Annotated in this window: 17 protein-coding genes; 8 read left to right on the top strand and 9 right to left on the bottom strand. The window is 70.8% G+C overall.

Features of this window, described 5'->3' with window-relative positions:
- Nucleotides 1-65: 65 nt before the first annotated feature.
- Complete coding sequence (locus OHA73_RS12125; RefSeq protein WP_327655043.1) at nucleotides 66-1541, top strand: streptophobe family protein; 1476 nt, start codon at nucleotides 66-68, stop codon at nucleotides 1539-1541.
- A gap of 201 nt (nucleotides 1542-1742) precedes the next feature.
- Nucleotides 1743-2984, top strand: a complete 1242-nt coding sequence (gene serB, locus OHA73_RS12130) for a phosphoserine phosphatase SerB (RefSeq protein WP_266721136.1) — start codon at nucleotides 1743-1745, stop codon at nucleotides 2982-2984.
- A gap of 86 nt (nucleotides 2985-3070) precedes the next feature.
- Here serB and OHA73_RS12135 read toward each other — a convergent pair whose 3' ends face one another.
- From OHA73_RS12135 to OHA73_RS12150, 4 genes are all read right to left on the bottom strand, one after another.
- Nucleotides 3071-3589: a SixA phosphatase family protein gene (locus tag OHA73_RS12135; RefSeq protein ID WP_266721134.1), complete on the bottom strand. Its 519-nt coding sequence runs from the start codon at nucleotides 3587-3589 to the stop codon at nucleotides 3071-3073.
- Nucleotides 3590-3700: 111 nt separating this feature from the next.
- On the bottom strand, nucleotides 3701-3907 hold the full coding sequence (locus tag OHA73_RS12140) for a hypothetical protein (RefSeq protein ID WP_267070919.1): 207 nt from the start codon (nucleotides 3905-3907) through the stop codon (nucleotides 3701-3703).
- A gap of 191 nt (nucleotides 3908-4098) precedes the next feature.
- On the bottom strand, nucleotides 4099-4209 hold the full coding sequence (locus tag OHA73_RS12145) for an SGM_5486 family transporter-associated protein (RefSeq protein WP_266725572.1): 111 nt from the start codon (nucleotides 4207-4209) through the stop codon (nucleotides 4099-4101).
- Nucleotides 4210-4247: 38 nt separating this feature from the next.
- Entirely contained in the window at nucleotides 4248-5564 is a 1317-nt protein-coding gene (locus OHA73_RS12150) for a CynX/NimT family MFS transporter (protein WP_327655044.1), read from the bottom strand.
- 82 nt (nucleotides 5565-5646) lie between these two features.
- On the opposite strand from OHA73_RS12150, the gene OHA73_RS12155 reads away from it, so the two are divergent.
- A complete protein-coding gene (locus OHA73_RS12155) occupies nucleotides 5647-6342 on the top strand; it encodes a FadR/GntR family transcriptional regulator (RefSeq protein WP_266721128.1) in 696 nt (231 codons plus the stop codon).
- On the opposite strand, the gene OHA73_RS12160 is transcribed toward OHA73_RS12155, so the two are convergent.
- The 3 genes from OHA73_RS12160 to fabG form a co-directional block, all read right to left on the bottom strand.
- Nucleotides 6317-6688, bottom strand: coding sequence for a hypothetical protein (locus OHA73_RS12160; RefSeq protein WP_266721126.1), 372 nt, complete (start codon nucleotides 6686-6688; stop codon nucleotides 6317-6319). The genes OHA73_RS12155 and OHA73_RS12160 overlap by 26 nt on opposite strands.
- 79 nt (nucleotides 6689-6767) lie before the next feature.
- Nucleotides 6768-7544 (bottom strand): enoyl-ACP reductase FabI, encoded by a 777-nt coding sequence (gene fabI, locus OHA73_RS12165; RefSeq protein ID WP_327655045.1) that lies wholly within the window; start codon nucleotides 7542-7544, stop codon nucleotides 6768-6770.
- A gap of 4 nt (nucleotides 7545-7548) precedes the next feature.
- Nucleotides 7549-8268: a 3-oxoacyl-[acyl-carrier-protein] reductase gene (gene fabG, locus OHA73_RS12170; protein WP_266721122.1), complete on the bottom strand. Its 720-nt coding sequence runs from the start codon at nucleotides 8266-8268 to the stop codon at nucleotides 7549-7551.
- Between the two features lie 175 nt (nucleotides 8269-8443).
- On the opposite strand from fabG, the gene OHA73_RS12175 reads away from it, so the two are divergent.
- The 3 genes from OHA73_RS12175 to tyrS all read left to right on the top strand — a co-directional run bounded on the left by OHA73_RS12175 (nucleotide 8444) and on the right by tyrS (nucleotide 12728).
- Entirely contained in the window at nucleotides 8444-9967 is a 1524-nt protein-coding gene (locus tag OHA73_RS12175) for a TldD/PmbA family protein (RefSeq protein ID WP_327655046.1), read from the top strand.
- Nucleotides 9964-11364, top strand: coding sequence for a metallopeptidase TldD-related protein (locus OHA73_RS12180; RefSeq protein WP_327655047.1), 1401 nt, complete (start codon nucleotides 9964-9966; stop codon nucleotides 11362-11364). The genes OHA73_RS12175 and OHA73_RS12180 overlap by 4 nt, the downstream gene beginning before the upstream one ends.
- An 89-nt stretch (nucleotides 11365-11453) precedes the next feature.
- Nucleotides 11454-12728 (top strand): tyrosine--tRNA ligase, encoded by a 1275-nt coding sequence (gene tyrS / locus OHA73_RS12185; protein WP_327655048.1) that lies wholly within the window; start codon nucleotides 11454-11456, stop codon nucleotides 12726-12728.
- 52 nt (nucleotides 12729-12780) lie between these two features.
- Here tyrS and OHA73_RS12190 read toward each other — a convergent pair whose 3' ends face one another.
- The gene (locus OHA73_RS12190; RefSeq protein ID WP_266721115.1) at nucleotides 12781-13056 is read right to left on the bottom strand and encodes a GlsB/YeaQ/YmgE family stress response membrane protein; all 276 of its coding nucleotides are present in this window, start codon (nucleotides 13054-13056) and stop codon (nucleotides 12781-12783) included.
- Between the two features lie 225 nt (nucleotides 13057-13281).
- Between OHA73_RS12190 and OHA73_RS12195 the strand changes: the two genes are divergently transcribed.
- Nucleotides 13282-13632 (top strand): DUF3099 domain-containing protein, encoded by a 351-nt coding sequence (locus tag OHA73_RS12195; protein ID WP_266721113.1) that lies wholly within the window; start codon nucleotides 13282-13284, stop codon nucleotides 13630-13632.
- 251 nt (nucleotides 13633-13883) lie between these two features.
- The gene (locus OHA73_RS12200) at nucleotides 13884-14147 is read left to right on the top strand and encodes a hypothetical protein (RefSeq protein WP_267070914.1); all 264 of its coding nucleotides are present in this window, start codon (nucleotides 13884-13886) and stop codon (nucleotides 14145-14147) included.
- A gap of 21 nt (nucleotides 14148-14168) precedes the next feature.
- Here OHA73_RS12200 and moaA read toward each other — a convergent pair whose 3' ends face one another.
- The gene (gene moaA, locus OHA73_RS12205; protein WP_266721109.1) at nucleotides 14169-15158 is read right to left on the bottom strand and encodes a GTP 3',8-cyclase MoaA; all 990 of its coding nucleotides are present in this window, start codon (nucleotides 15156-15158) and stop codon (nucleotides 14169-14171) included.
- Between the last annotated feature and the right edge of the window lie 135 nt (nucleotides 15159-15293).

Here is a 15293-nt window from a genome sequence, read left to right on the forward strand (position 1 = left end):
CTCCCCACGGATCATGAGCAACTGGGATCTCAGGGGGCGAGGCGGGGCGGATCGGGGGGTCCTTGATGGCCTTGGCGGACAGCGGCCAAGATGCGAAGCGGCGCGCGCGCCTGCCCGTCGGCGATGTCCTGCTGTCCGCCGTGGCCGCGGTGAGCTGGGCATTCATCGCGATGGCCGGAGTCGCGGCGCTCGGCCTGCACTTGCTGGAGGCGGATACGGCCGCTTCGCTCGGGCCGATGACGGCCGCCGTGGTGGCGCTCGCGGCAGGCGGCCGTGTGACGCCTGCCGGGGACGTCTCGGCCTTCGGAATCGAGGGCGCGCAGGCGGACGCCGCGATCGACATCGCGCCGCTCGGTGTGGGTCTGGTGGGCGCGCTCGCAATCAGCTGGTTCTTTCTACGCTCCCTGCGCGCGGCCGGAGTTGAGGTGGCGCCCGGCGAACTCCTCGCGCGCGCGGGCGCCGTGGTGGCGCTCTTCGTGGCGATGATGGGCGGCCTCGCCTGGGCCGGTCACGACGTCATCACGATCGACGGCTCGCAGCTGGGGCTCGACAAGATTCCGGGCGGCGGGGACAAACTTCCGGGGGGCATAGCGGACAAGCTGCCGGGCGGGATCGGTGACGCGCTGCCCGACCGGATCGGCGACCTGGTCGACGCGAAGGCCTCCGTCGGGTTCACCGTGGAGACGGTCCCTTCGTTGCTCGGCGCCGCGGCGTTCGTCGTGGGTGTTCTGGTGATCGCCCTGCTCGCGTCGCGGCGCACTCCGCTGCCGCGCGCGCTCGCCCCGCTGAACCGGACGGTCCGCCCGGCCGCTTCGGCGCTCGTGGCGGTGCTGCTGATGGCGGTCGTCGCGGGCCTGGCAGCGGCGGCGTACGCGGCGATCGGCGACGACCATCCGAAGCGGATCGCGGGCGCCGCGCTGCTCGGGGCGCCCAACGGGGTGTGGCTCGGCATTCCCCTCGGCCTCTTCGTGCCCTGGGACGGCAAGGCGACGGGTGAGCTCGCGAAGCTGCTGCCGGATCCGCTGGACGAGCTGCTCAGGGTGTCGTCCGACGAGCCGATGACGCTGGGGCGGCTCGCGGAACTCGACGGCAGGGTGTGGCTGTTGGGCGTCGCGGCGGCCGTGATGATGCTGCTCGCCGGGGTGCTGACGGCCGTGCGCTCACCCGTGACGAAGGGCGTCCTGGGGTTCGCGGGGCGGTGCGCGTTGCGACTGGGCGGCGTGACGGCGCTCGCGCTGCCGCTCCTTGTGTGGCTCACCGGGGTGTCGGCGGGGGCCTCGCTCTCGGTCCTCGGCTTCGACGCGTTCGGGGCGGGGATCGAACTGCACGGGCAAGTCGGGATGGCGGTGCTGCTCGGGGCGGCGTGGGGGGCGGGGGCGGGGGCGCTGGGCGCGGTGCTGGCGTATGTGACCGGGGCCGCTCGGCGGGCCGCTCCGCCGGGGGACGGGACAGTGGGGGCGGCGGGGCCGTATCGGCCCAGTAGCCCGTATCGGCCCGCCAACCCCGATACGAATCCGTATCTGCGGCCGTACGACCCGTGACGGGGAGCCGTGGAACGGTCGCGGGGCTCTGCCCCGGACCCCGCGGGTCTCGTCCACAAGGCGGGGCTTGAAAACCGGACCCCGCCGCTCAGTCGCCGCAAGGGCTTGAAGGGCCGGACACCTGCCTGAATCGCCGGCGGGGCTTACATAGTGGGCGTGATTGCGGGGGCCGTACACAGGACCGATAACGTAGGCGCCATCATGAGCGCTTCGCAGCCCCAGCCCACCGCTGATGCCCCTCCCGTGGACGTTCCGGCGGATGTCCCCACTCTCCTGGTCAAGATCTTCGGCAAGGACCGGCCCGGCATCACCGCCGGGCTCTTCGACACCCTCGCCGCCTACTCCGTGGATGTCGTCGACATCGAGCAGGTCGTCACGCGCGGCCGCATCGTCCTGTGTGCCCTGGTGACCCAGCCGCCGGCCGGGCTCGAGGGGGATCTCCGGTCGACCGTCCACAGCTGGGCCGAGTCGATGAAGATGCAGGCGGAGATCATCTCCGGCATCGGCGACAACCGTCCGCGCGGCACCGGACGCTCCCACGTCACCGTCCTCGGTCACCCGCTCACCGCCGAGTCGGCCGCGTCGATAGCGGCCGCCATCACCGGCACCGGTGGCAACATCGACCGTATCTTCCGGCTCGCGAAGTACCCCGTGACGGCAGTCGAGTTCGCGGTGTCCGGCACCCCGACCGAGCAGCTGCGCACGGCCCTCGCCACCGAGGCGGCGAAGCTGGGCGTGGACGTGGCGGTCGTCTCGGCCGGACTGCACCGGCGCGCGCAGCGGCTCGTCGTGATGGACGTCGACTCGACGCTCATCCAGGACGAGGTGATCGAGCTGTTCGCGGCGCACGCGGGCTGCGAGGACAAGGTCGCCGAGGTGACGGCGGCGGCGATGCGCGGCGAGCTCGACTTCGAGCAGTCGCTGCACGCGCGCGTGGCGCTGCTCGCGGGCCTCGACGCCTCGGTCGTGGAGAAGGTGCGCAGCGAGGTCCGGCTGACGTCGGGCGCGCGCACCCTGATCCGTACGCTCAAGCGCCTCGGTTACCAAGTGGGCGTCGTGTCCGGCGGATTCACGCAGGTCACGGACGATCTGAAGGAGCGCCTCGGGCTCGACTTCGCCCAGGCGAACACCCTGGAGATCGTCGACGGGAAGCTGACCGGCAGGGTCACGGGCGAGATCGTGGACCGCGCGGGCAAGGCGCGCCTGCTGCGGAGGTTCGCCACCGAGGCCGGGGTGCCGCTCGAGCAGACCGTGGCGATCGGTGACGGCGCGAACGACCTGGACATGCTGAACGCGGCCGGGCTCGGCGTCGCCTTCAACGCCAAGCCGGTCGTGCGCGAGGCAGCGCACACCGCGGTGAACGTACCGTTCCTCGACACGGTGCTGTACCTGCTGGGCGTCACGCGCGAAGAGGTCGAGGCCGCGGACGCGCAGGGCGCCTAGAGCGCGTAGGACGTCGTGCGTGGGGCCCGGTACCGGTCGTCGGTACCGGGCCCCACGTCGTACGTATGAAGGACGGGCGGTGGCGGTTACTCGCTCGGCGCCCAGTAGTCGACGAGCGTGGCGGTGCCGGGCTCCAGGCTCTTCCACGGTCCGGTGAACGTGAGCACGGAGAACGCGGCGGTCGGGAAGCCACGTCGGTCCAGCCGCTGCCGGGCGTCTTCGTCGGCGTCCGCGGCGAGGATCTCGGAGAGGGCCTGCACGCCGGGGTTGTGGCCGATCAGTACGGCATTGTGCACGTCGTCGGGGGTCTCGTTCAGCACGGCGATCAGTTCGCCGGGCGATGCTTCGTAGATCCGCTCCTCGTACACGGTCTTCGGTCGCTCCGGCATCTCCTGCACGGCGAGCTTCCAGGTCTCACGGGTACGCGTGGCGGTCGAGCACAGGGCCAGGTCGAAGGAGATGCCTGCGTCGGCCAGCTTGCGGCCGGCGACGGGGGCGTCCCTGCGCCCCCGCTCGGCGAGCGGCCGCTCATGATCGGAGACCTGCGGCCAGTCCGCCTTGGCATGCCGGAAAAGGACAATCCTGCGGGGTTCTGCGACGCTCATGTGTCCCAGCTTCGCATGAAACCCTCGGCCGGGCGCAGGGAGTTGACGGGGTCACCCGGCACGAGTGAACGGCCCTGTATGGGCCCTGGGGCCTGTCGTTTGGATCAGGCCCTAGCGGAGCACCAGGTCCTTCGCGCGGCCCAGGATGTCGACCAGGCTCGGTTCGCCCGCGACGGCCTGGGCGTCGGCCGGGTTGAGGATCAGCAGGAGCAGTGCCACGAAGGCCACGGCCGGCAGCACGATCGCCCACCACGGCAGCCGGATGTCGACGCGACCCGTGGCTGCCACGTCGGGCCGGGTGTGTGTGGGGGCTGACATCGACATGGCTGCTGCCTCCGGGGGCCGTGTTCCGTGGGTGCGCTTCGTCCGGTGCGCCGACTCTCTCGGCGACACTTCGAAGCTACGGAACCGGGGGCCTCGGGCCCATCCGGTGATCCACCCACTTCACCCTGACACTGGCCCCCTAGGGGATGGTGGAGTTAACCCCACCACGGCCCCGCGGACCCGCCCTACGGTGCGGCGATGGACGCGATGATGCCGACGACGACGGTGACGGCCAGCATCGCGCCGAGCACGAGGAGCAGCTTCTTCTGGCCGTTCTGGGGATTCGGCTCGAGCACAGGCGACATGCGCCAAGTGTCGCACCTGTCCCCGCCCCTCAGGACGCCGGGGCGGCCTTGGTCGTGTCGCCCGCCTCGTCCTCGACGGTGCGGTTGCGGCCCGCGAACACGCCCACCACGATCTGCGGCACCATCAGTGCGGCCATGAACGCGATCGGGACGCCCCAGCCGCCGCTGTGCTGGTTGAGGACGCCGACGAGCAGCGGCCCGGGGATCGAGATCAGGTAGCCGGTGGACTGCGCGAAGGCGGACAGCTTGGCGACACCCACGCCCGTGCGGGCCCGCATCCCGACCATGGTGAGCGCCAGCGGGAAGGCGCAGTTGGAGATGCCGAGCAGCACCGCCCACGCCCAGGCGCCGGAGGCCGGGGCGAAGTACAGGCCCGCGTAACCGGCGAGACCGCACAGGCCGAGGGCGATCACCATCGGCCCCTGGCTGGGCAGCCGGGCGGCCATCCGCGGGATGACGAAGCCGAGCGGGATGCCCATCGCCATGGTGACGGCGAGCAGTACGCCCGCGGTGGACGCGGAGACCCCCGAGTCGCGGAAGATCTGCGCCATCCAACCCATCGTGATGTACGCGGCCGTGGCCTGGAGCCCGAAGAAGACGGCGAGCGCCCAGGCGGTACGGCTGCGGGCGATGCGCAGACCGCTTCCTTCGGAGGCCGCGGCGGACTCGGCGGCGGGTGAGGCGGCGGCCGCCAGGGTGGACGTGTCCTTCTTGCCCACGAGCGGCAGCCAGGCCAGCGCCGCCGCGACGGCGAGCACCGCCCACACCGCGAGCCCGGCCTTCCAGTTCCCGCCGAGCGCCGAGGTCACCGGCACCGTCGCGGCGGCCGCGGTGGAGGTGCCGAGCGCGAGGGCCATCGAGTACAGGCCGGTCATGGTGCCGACCTTGTCGGGGAACCAGCGCTTGACGATGACCGGCATCAGCACGTTGCTGACGGCGATGCCCATCAGGCCGAGCGCGCTGGCCACGAGGAAGCCGGCGGTGCCGCCGGTGAACGGGCGGATGACGAGGCCCGCGGCGATGGCGAACATGCCGGCGCAGACGACGGCGCTCGGGCCGAAGCGCCTGGCGAGCCGGGGCGCCATCACGCCGAAGATCGCGAAGCAGAGCGGCGGCACGGAGGTGAGCAGGCCGGCGACGCTGCCGCTCATCCCGAGCCCGTCGCGGACCTCTTCGAGGAGGGCGCCGAGGCTGGTGATGGCGGGCCGCAGGTTCACCGCGGCGAGCACGATGCCGACCACGACCAGCCGGACCACCCACGCGCGCGGGGCGGGCTTCTCGGCCTGCACGGGGGTCTCGGGGGCGGCGCTCGGTGGTGCCATCGTCGGGGTTTCCTCACTAGCCATGAGACCCATCTTAGAATCATGGGATGATTGGTTGTCCAATCGGTTCGCTACCGTACGACCTCCGCCTGCACGAAGGAATGTCATGCCGCTGACCTCGCCCCAGCGCTCGGCCCTGTCCGAGCAGGTCATCTCCGCCCTGCGCGCCCAGATCTCCTCGGGCGAGTGGCCGGTGGGCTCCCGCATCCCGACGGAGCCCGAGCTCGTGGAACAGCTGGGTGTGGCCAGGAACACGGTGCGGGAGGCGGTGCGCGCCCTCGCGCACAACGGCCTCCTTGACATCCGGCAGGGCTCGGGCACGTACGTCGTGGCGACGAGTGAGCTGGCGGGCGTCATGCAGCGGCGGTTCGCGGAGGCCGCCCCGCAGGACATCGCCGAGCTGCGCGCCACGCTGGAGTCGAGCGCGGCGAAGTTCGCGGCGGAGCGGCGCACCGAGCGCGACCTGAAGCAGCTCGACGCGCTGCTCGTGCGGCGCGAGGAGGCCTGGTCGTCCGGGGACACGGAGGCGTTCGTGTCGGCGGACGCGACGTTCCACCTGGCCGTGGTGGCCGCGTCCCACAACGACGTACTGACGGCGATGTACGCGGACCTCGGCGAGGTCATGCGGGACTGGCTGCGCGAGGACGTCGGCGAGCGGCTCACCGCGGAGAACCACATGGACCACACGACGCTCGTCGACGCGATCCGGGTGGGCGACGCCGAGGCCGCCGCCAAAGAGGCCGCGCGCTATCCGTTCGACTGCCGCCCCGGCCGGCTCACCGCGCCGGCTTCCGGTGACTGACCCACGCGGTCCGCACGTTCTTCCAGCACCGCCCGTCCAGCCGCAGGGTCTCGGCCGGGAACACCGCCTTCGGGCGTGAATCGGTGTCGATGTCCCACCACTCGTCGCACTCGATGTGCAGGGCGACTCGGTCGATCGTGGGATACGGGTTGTGACAGGTCGCGCTCACGAGATCCCGGTCGATGTCGATCCGGCAGTCCGCGCCGAAATGCTCCCGCTTCTTCTCGGCCACGCGCGCGTGGCCGCCCTTTTCGGCCGTCGCCCCCTGCGCCTGCGCGCACGCGGCGACGTACGGCAGCGAGAGCAACAGGACGACGGCGGCGGTGAAACGGGGGTGCAGACGCACGTAGGGACCTCCTCGCACCAGCGTGCGCGGAGGTCCCTACCGCCCGCCCGGCCGGTGGGCCGAACGAGTGAGCTAGGTGTCAGGCCCCGATGGCGTGCAGACCGCCGTCGACGTGCACGATCTCGCCCGTCGTCTTCGGGAACCAGTCCGAGAGCAGCGCGACGATGCCCTTGCCCGCCGGCTCCGGGTCCTCGAGCTTCCACTCCAGCGGGGAGCGGTTGTCCCACACCGCCGCCAGCTCGCTGAAGCCGGGGATCGACTTCGCGGCCATGGAGCCGATCGGGCCCGCCGAGATCAGGTTGCAGCGGATGTTCTGCTCGCCCAGGTAACGCGCCATGTAGCGGTTCGTCGCCTCGAGAGCGGCCTTGGCCGGGCCCATCCAGTCGTACTGCGGCCACGCGAACTGCGCGTCGAAGGTGAGGCCGACGACGGAGCCGCCCTCGTTCATCAGCGGCAGCAGCGCCATCGTCAGCGACTTCAGGGAGAAGGCGGAGACGTGCATGGCGGTGGACACGGACTCGAACGGCGTGTTCAGGAAGTTGCCGCCGAGCGCGTCCTGCGGCGCGAAGCCGATGGAGTGCACGATGCCGTCGAGGCGGCCGCCGAGCTGCTCGCGGACCTGGCCCTCCAGGCGGGCGAGGTGCTCGTCGTTCGAGACGTCGAGCTCCAGGACCTTGACCTTGTCGGGCTCCGGCAGCTTCTTGGCGATGCGCTCGGTGAGCGTCGGCCGCGGCCAGGCGGTGAGGATGATCTCCGCACCCTGCTCCTGGGCCAGCTTCGCGGTGTGGAAGGCGATGGAGGACTCCATCAGCACACCGGTGATGAGGATCTTCTTGCCCTCGAGGATTCCAGCCATGGTGTCAGTGACCCATTCCCAGTCCGCCGTCAACCGGGATGACGGCTCCAGTGATGTACGCGGCGTCGTCGGAGGTCAGGAACTTCACCACTCCGGCGATCTCCTCGACCTGCGCGTACCGGCCGAGCGGCACCTGCGACACGATGCCCTTGCGCTGCTCGTCGGTGAGCGCCTGGGTCATGTCGGTGTCGACAAAACCGGGGGCGACGACGTTGAAGGTGATGTTGCGCGACCCGAGCTCACGGGCGAGGGAACGCGCGAAGCCGACCAGACCCGCCTTCGAAGCGGCGTAGTTCGCCTGCCCCGCCGAGCCGAGCAGGCCGACCACGGAGGAGATCAGCACGACGCGGCCCTTCTTGGCGCGCAGCATGCCGCGGTTGGCACGCTTCACGACCCGGAAGGTGCCGGTGAGGTTGGTGTCGAGGACGGACGTGAAGTCCTCCTCGGACATGCGCATGAGGAGCTGATCCTTGGTGACGCCCGCGTTGGCGACGAGGACCTCGACGTTGCCGTGCTTCTCCTCGATCTCCTTGTAGGCGGCGTCCACCTGCTGGGAGTCCGTGATGTCGCAGCGGACGCCGAGAGCGCCGGCGTCGACGAGCTCCTTGGGGGGCTCTCCGGAGCGGTAGGTGAAGGCCACCTTGTCGCCCTGCTCCAGGTAGGCGCGGGCGATGGCGAGGCCGATGCCCCGGTTTCCCCCGGTGACGAGAACCGAGCGGCTCAACGGATCACCCTTTCGTTTCGGCGGTCAGGTACGCCTTGAACCTATCCGGCCCCGGCACCGGGTGCCGAATCCGGGGGCGACAGGGCGAGGGGGTGCTGTCTGTGGGGTTCCCACAGACAGCACGTGTCGTGGTTCACTCACACGCACTGCGCCGCGACAGAAGGGGAAGCCGCCCATGGCCCACGAGATCGATCAGTCGTTCCTCGCACTGCCCTTGAGGGCACTCGCCGACGCCGCCCTCGCGCGCGCACGCGCGCTGGGAGCGGACCATGCGGACTTCCGGCTCGAGCGGGTGCGCGGCGCGTCCGTGCGGCTGCGGGACGCGAGGCCCTCGGGCTCCTCCGACAGTACGGACCTGGGCTATGCGGTACGCGTGGTGCACGGCGGGACCTGGGGGTTCGCCTCCGGTGTCGATCTGACGATGGGCGGCGCGGCGAAGGTGGCCTCGCAGGCCGTGGCGATGGCGAAGCTGAGCGCGCAGGTGATCAAGGCGGCCGGGTCCGACGAGCGCGTGGAGCTGGCCGATGAGCCGGTGCACGCGGACAAGACCTGGATCTCCTCGTACGAGGTCGACCCCTTCACCGTCCCGGAGGAGGAGCGGGCCGGGCTGCTCGCCGACTGGAGCGCGCGGCTGCTCTCGGCGGACGGGGTGTCCCACGTGGACGCCTCCTTGTACTGCGTCCACGAGAACAAGTTCTACGCGGACACGGCGGGGACCGTCACGACGCAGCAGCGCGTGCGGCTGCACCCGGAGCTGACGGCGGTCGCCGTGGACGACTCCAGCGGCGAATTCGACTCGATGCGCACGATCGCGCCGCCGGCGGGGCGCGGCTGGGAGTACCTCACCGGGACCGGCTGGGACTGGGACCGCGAGCTCGCCGAGATCCCCGAGCTGCTCGCCGAGAAGATGCGCGCGCCGAGCGTCAAGGCGGGCGCGTACGACCTGGTCGTGGACCCGTCCAACCTGTGGCTGACCATCCACGAGTCGATCGGGCACGCCACCGAGCTGGACCGCGCGCTCGGCTACGAGGCGGCGTACGCGGGCACCTCCTTCGCCACCTTCGACCAGCTCGGGAAGCTCAAGTACGGCTCCGAGATCATGAACGTGACCGGTGACCGGACGGCCGAGCACGGGCTCGCGACCATCGGGTACGACGACGAGGGCGTGGCGGGACAGTCCTGGGACCTGGTGAAGGACGGGACCCTCGCCGGGTATCAACTCGACCGGCGCATCGCCAAGTTGACCGGCTTCGAGCGCTCCAACGGGTGTGCCTACGCGGACTCCCCCGGGCACGTCCCCGTGCAGCGGATGGCGAACGTGTCGCTCCAGCCGGATCCGGGCGGGCTCGCGACGGACGACCTGATCGCGGGGGTCGACCGGGGGCTCTACCTCGTGGGCGACCGGTCGTGGTCCATCGACATGCAGCGCTACAACTTCCAGTTCACGGCGCAGCGCGCGTACGCGATCCGGGGCGGGAAGCTGGCCGGGCAGGTGCGGGACTTCGCGTACCAGGCGACGACCACCGACTTCTGGGGCTCCATGGCGGCGGTCGGCGGCCCGCAGACGTACGTACTCGGCGGCGCCTTCAACTGCGGCAAGGCCCAGCCGGGCCAGGTCGCCTCCGTCTCGCACGGCTGCCCCTCCGCCCTCTTCAAGGGCGTCAACATTCTGAACACGACGCAGGAGGCGGGTCGATGAGCCCCCGTACGTCCGGGACCAAGCCGTACGAGATCGTCGAGCGTGCCCTCGAGCTGTCGCGGGCCGACGGCTGCGTGGTCATCGCCGACGAGACGTCCACCGCCAATCTGCGCTGGGCGGGCAACGCGCTCACCACGAACGGCGTCACGCGCGGGCGCACCCTCACCGTCGTCGCGACGGTCGACGGCAAGGAGGGCACGGCGTCCGGCGTCGTGTCCCGGTCGGCCGTGACCGCGGACGACCTGGAGTCGCTGGTGCGCGCCGCCGAGGAGGCCGCGGCCAAGGCGGGGCCCGCCGAGGACGCGCAGCCGCTGGTCGGCGACGTACCGCACTCCCCCGACTTCACGGACGCTCCCGCCGAGACCTCGTCCGCCGTCTTCGCGGACTTCGCGCCGGCGCTCGGCGAGGCGTTCGCGCGGGCCAGGGCGGGCGGCCGGGAGCTGTACGGCTTCGCCAACCACGAGCTGACCAGCAGCTATCTCGGTACGTCGGCGGGGCTGCGGCTGCGTCACGACCAGCCCAACGGGACCCTTGAGCTGAACGCCAAGTCGCACGGCCGCAGGCGGTCCGCGTGGGCGGGGCGCTCGACGCGGGACTTCAAGGACGTCGACCCGGCGGCGATGGACGCGGAGCTCGCGACCCGGCTCGGGTGGGCCCAGCGGCGTATCGACCTGCCCGCCGGGCGCTACGAGACGCTGCTGCCGCCGACCGCCGTGGCGGACCTGCTGATCTACCAGATGTGGTCGTCGGGGGCGCGGGACGCGACCGAGGGCCGCACCGTGTTCTCCAAGCCGGGCGGCGGTACGCGGGTGGGCGAGCGGCTCAGCGAGCTGCCGCTGACCCTGCGCAGCGACCCTCGGGAGCCGGGGCTCGAATCGGCCCCGTTCGTCCTCGCGCACGCCTCCAGCGACGCGTCTTCGGTGTTCGACAACGGGCTGCCGGTCGGCGCCACCGACTGGATCTCCCGGGGAGAGCTCAAGCACCTCACGACGACCCGGCACAGCGCCGCGCTCACCGGGCACCCCGTCGCGCCCGCCATCGACAACCTGATCCTCGACGGCGGCGGCGCGAAGTCCCTCGACGAGATGGTGGCCGGTACCGAGCGCGGGCTGCTGCTCACCTGCCTCTGGTACATCCGCGAGGTCGACCCGGCGACGCTGCTGCTCACCGGCCTCACCCGCGACGGCGTGTACCTCGTGGAGAACGGCGAGGTCGTGGGCGAGGTGAACAACTTCCGGTTCAACGAGTCGCCGATCGGCCTGCTCGGCCGGGCCACGGAGGCGGGGCGCACGGAAAAGACGCTGCCCAGGGAGTGGGGCGACTGGTTCACCAGGGCCGCGATGCCCGCGCTGCGGGTGCCGGACTTCAACATGAGCTCGGTCAGCCAGGGCGTCTGAGCCGTCCCGGACAACTCGGTACGGCGCTGTCGGTGGGCGCCCATAGACTGGCAGGGTTCCAGCAGACCTGTTCAAGGAGACCAAGAACCGTGACCGACATCGTCGACGAGCTGAAGTGGCGTGGCCTGTGGGCCCAGTCCACTGACGAGGACGCACTGCGCAAGGCGCTCGCGGACGGTCCGGTCACGTTCTATTGCGGCTTCGACCCGACCGCGGCCTCCCTGCACGTCGGACACCTGGTGCAGGTCCTCACCATGCGCCGGCTCCAGCAGGCGGGCCTGCGCCCGCTCGCCCTGGTGGGCGGGGCCACGGGCCAGATCGGCGACCCGCGCCCGACGGCGGAGCGCACGCTGAACGACCCGGAGACGATCGCCCAGTGGGTCTCCCGGCTCCGCTCGCAGATCGAGCCGTTCCTCGACTTCGAGGGCGAGAACGCGGCGACGATGGTGAACAACCTGGACTGGACCGCCGGGATGTCCGCGATCGAGTTCCTGCGTGACATCGGCAAGCACTTCCGGGTCAACAAGATGCTGACCAAGGACTCCGTGGCCCGCCGCCTGGAGTCCCAGGAGGGCATCAGCTACACCGAGTTCAGCTACCAGCTGCTGCAGGGCATGGACTTCCTTGAGCTGTACCGCCGCTACGGCTGCACGCTCCAGCAGGGCGGCTCCGACCAGTGGGGCAACCTCACGGCCGGGCTCGACCTGATCCACCGCCTGGAGCCGGACGCGGTGGCGCACTGCGTGGCGACGCCGCTGATGGTGAAGGCCGACGGCACCAAGTTCGGCAAGACCGAGGGCGGCGCCGTCTGGCTGGACCCGGAGATGACGACGCCGTACGCGTTCTACCAGTTCTGGCTGAACGTGGACGACCGGGACATCTCGACGTACATGCGGATCCTGTCCTTCAAGTCCCGCGAGGAGCTCGAAGAACTGGAGAAGCAGACCGAGGAGCGACCGCAGGCGCGTGCCGCGCAGCGCGCGCTTGCCGAGGAGCTGACGACGCTGGTGCACGGCGCCGACCAGACGGCCGCCGTGATCTCCGCGTCGAAGGCGCTGTTCGGTCAGGGCGACGGGAACCTGGCGGACCTGGACGAGGCGACGCTCGCCGCGGCGCTCGCCGAGCTGCCGAAGGCCGAGGTCGCCGAGCTCGGTCCGGTCGTCGACCTGTTCGCCGAGGTCGGCCTCGTCGCCAGCAAGTCGGCCGCGCGCCGCACCGTGAAGGAGGGCGGCGCGTACGTGAACAACGTCAAGGTCGCCGCCGAGGACTTCGTACCGGGCGCGGACGAGCTGCTGCACGGGCGGTGGCTGGTGCTGCGGCGCGGCAAGAAGAACCTCGCGGCCGTGGAGGTCAAGGGCTCGTAGCGCGACATGTGAGTGCCCCGCACCCCTCTCGGGGTGCGGGGCACTCGCGCGTCTAGGCCTTGCTCTTGTTCCCGCGCAGCGCCACCCACAAGCGGTCGCCCACGCCGACCACGACCACCGCTCCGATCAGCTGCAGCAGGTGGCGGATCCAGTCGATGCCGCCGGTGTCGTTGACGCCCATCCCTGTGGCCGCCCAGTTGCCCAGGACGCTGCCGATGATGCCGAAGACCACCGTCAGCCACAGCGGGATCTGCTGTTTGCCGGGCAGGATCGCCTTTGCGATCAGACCGAGCACCAGGCCCACGATGATCGCCCACAACCAGCTCATGTCGTCGCCTCCTCGCGCGGTGCGGGATGCCGAACGGCCACCCACGCGATCAGTGTCACCGCGTACGCCATACGGCGCATGTCGGACAGCTCCGTACGTGGTACTGCGCAGGCCACGCCCCCAGGTCGGGCCCGCCCCCGGTCTCGTAGCCGACGCATACCGGGCGTACCGTGGACGCAGTCCGGTCCGGGGAGATGCCGGTTAGCTGGCGGGTGGTGGAGTGTGATGCGGAAGCGCAAGGACAACGGTGGGGCCGAGGTTTTCCGGATCACGGGCGCCCGGCAAGGGCTCGCCGACGACATCCGCGGCCGGCAGCGCCGTTACATCATCTCGATGTCCGTCCGCACCATTTCCGTGATCCTCACCGCAGTGCTGTGGAACGTGGAGCGCCACGTCGCCATCGTGACGCTGGTGCTCGGCGTACTCCTCCCCTACGTCGCCGTGGTCTTCGCCAACGCGGGCCGGGAGAACGCCCCCTCGCTTCCGTCGACCTTCGTGCCCGCGCCCTCGCGCCCCATGATCTCGCCGGTACCGGCCGCCGACGCCGCGGAATCCGCCCCGGAGGACCGGGTCTGAGCGAGGTCCGACCCGGGTGCACAATCGGTCGACAAAGCTCAAGAAAAGCTCAGATCAATCATGTTGTTCCGGTGCCGGGCAGCGGGTCCCCCGTGACATACTGCGTGAGCGCTCCGCATCCCCCGTCGGAGCGACGGACCGACGCCGGGCAGCTCCCCCCGTGGCTGCTCGGCGTCGCCATTTCTGTCGCCGTTTCCGGGGTCTTCCAAGGGCCTTTTCGGGGCGCGTTCCAGGGCGTTTAAGGTTGACGCGTGAACCTCGCGAACCTCTCCGGACCGTCGCCCGAAACTCCCCAGTGCTCGGCCAAGGGCTGTCGCGCCGACGCGGTGTGGGTGCTCGCGTGGAACAACCCGAAGCTGCACACTCCGGAGCGCCGCAAGACGTGGCTGGCGTGCGACGAGCACCGCGAGCACCTGACCAAGTTCCTCGACCTGCGCGGGTTCCTGAAGGATGTCGTGGCGCTGGCTGAGTGGGACGCCCCCGAGACCGAGAACGAGAGCGGGACCGAGGGCTGAGGCCTCGGCCCTCGCTCCCCCTCAGCCGCCGATCGCCGACATCGGGCGGTCCGGCTGAAGGAACGACGGGTCGTCGAGACCCGAGCCCGCCTTCTTGCCCCACATGGCGCGCTTCCATATAGCGGCCAGCTCCTCGTCCGGCATGTCGGAGCGCAGGGCTGCCCGCAGATCCGTCTCCTCCGTGGCGAACAGGCAGGTGCGGACCTGGCCGTCCGCCGTGAGCCGCGTGCGGTCGCAGGCCGAGCAGAACGGGCGGGTCACCGAGGCGATGACGCCGACGCGGTGCGGCCCGCCGTCCACGATCCAGCGCTCGGCCGGCGCGGAGCCCCGCTCACCGTCCCCTTCCTCGGTGAGCTCGAAGCGCGTACGCAGCGAGGTGAGGATGTCGCCCGCGGTGATCATGCCCTCGCGCTTCCAGCCGTGCTGGGCGTCGAGCGGCATCTGCTCGATGAAGCGCAGCTCGTAGTCGTGCTCGACGGCCCAGGCGAGGAGGTCGGGGGCCTCGTCCTCGTTCAGCCCCGGCATCAGGACGGAGTTGACCTTCACCGGGGTCAGGCCCGCGTCGCGCGCCGCTTCGAGGCCCTCGATGACGTCCTTGTGCCGGTTGCGCCGGGTCAGGGTCTTGAAGACGTCGGGGCGGAGCGTGTCCAGCGAGACGTTGACCCGGTCGAGGCCCGCCTCCTTGAGCGCCTGCGCCGTGCGCTTCAGCCCGATCCCGTTCGTCGTCAGGGACATCTTCGGGCGGTGCTCCAAGGCCGCGACCCGCTCGACGATGCCGACCAGACCGGGCCTGAGCAGGGGCTCGCCGCCGGTGAAGCGGACGTCGGTGATGCCGAGGTCGGTGACCGCGATGCGGATGAGGCGGACGATCTCGTCATCGGTCAGCAGGTCGGGCTTGGACAGCCACTGCAGGCCCTCCTCGGGCATGCAGTACGTACACCGCAGATTGCACCGGTCGGTCAGCGAGACCCGCAGGTCGGTTGCCACTCGGCCGTATGTGTCGATGAGCACGTGGGCCCCCTCCCTCGGCGTGTTCTTTCCCTACTGATCCCGAGCCTACGTGACAGGTATGACAGCGGCAGGCCTGCAAACCGACGAGTGTGCCGTGCCCCGCGTCGTAGGGATCTACGACGCGGGGCACGGCAC

The sequence above is a fragment of the Streptomyces sp. NBC_00483 genome, assembly GCF_036013745.1.
GTDB lineage: Bacteria > Actinomycetota > Actinomycetes > Streptomycetales > Streptomycetaceae > Streptomyces.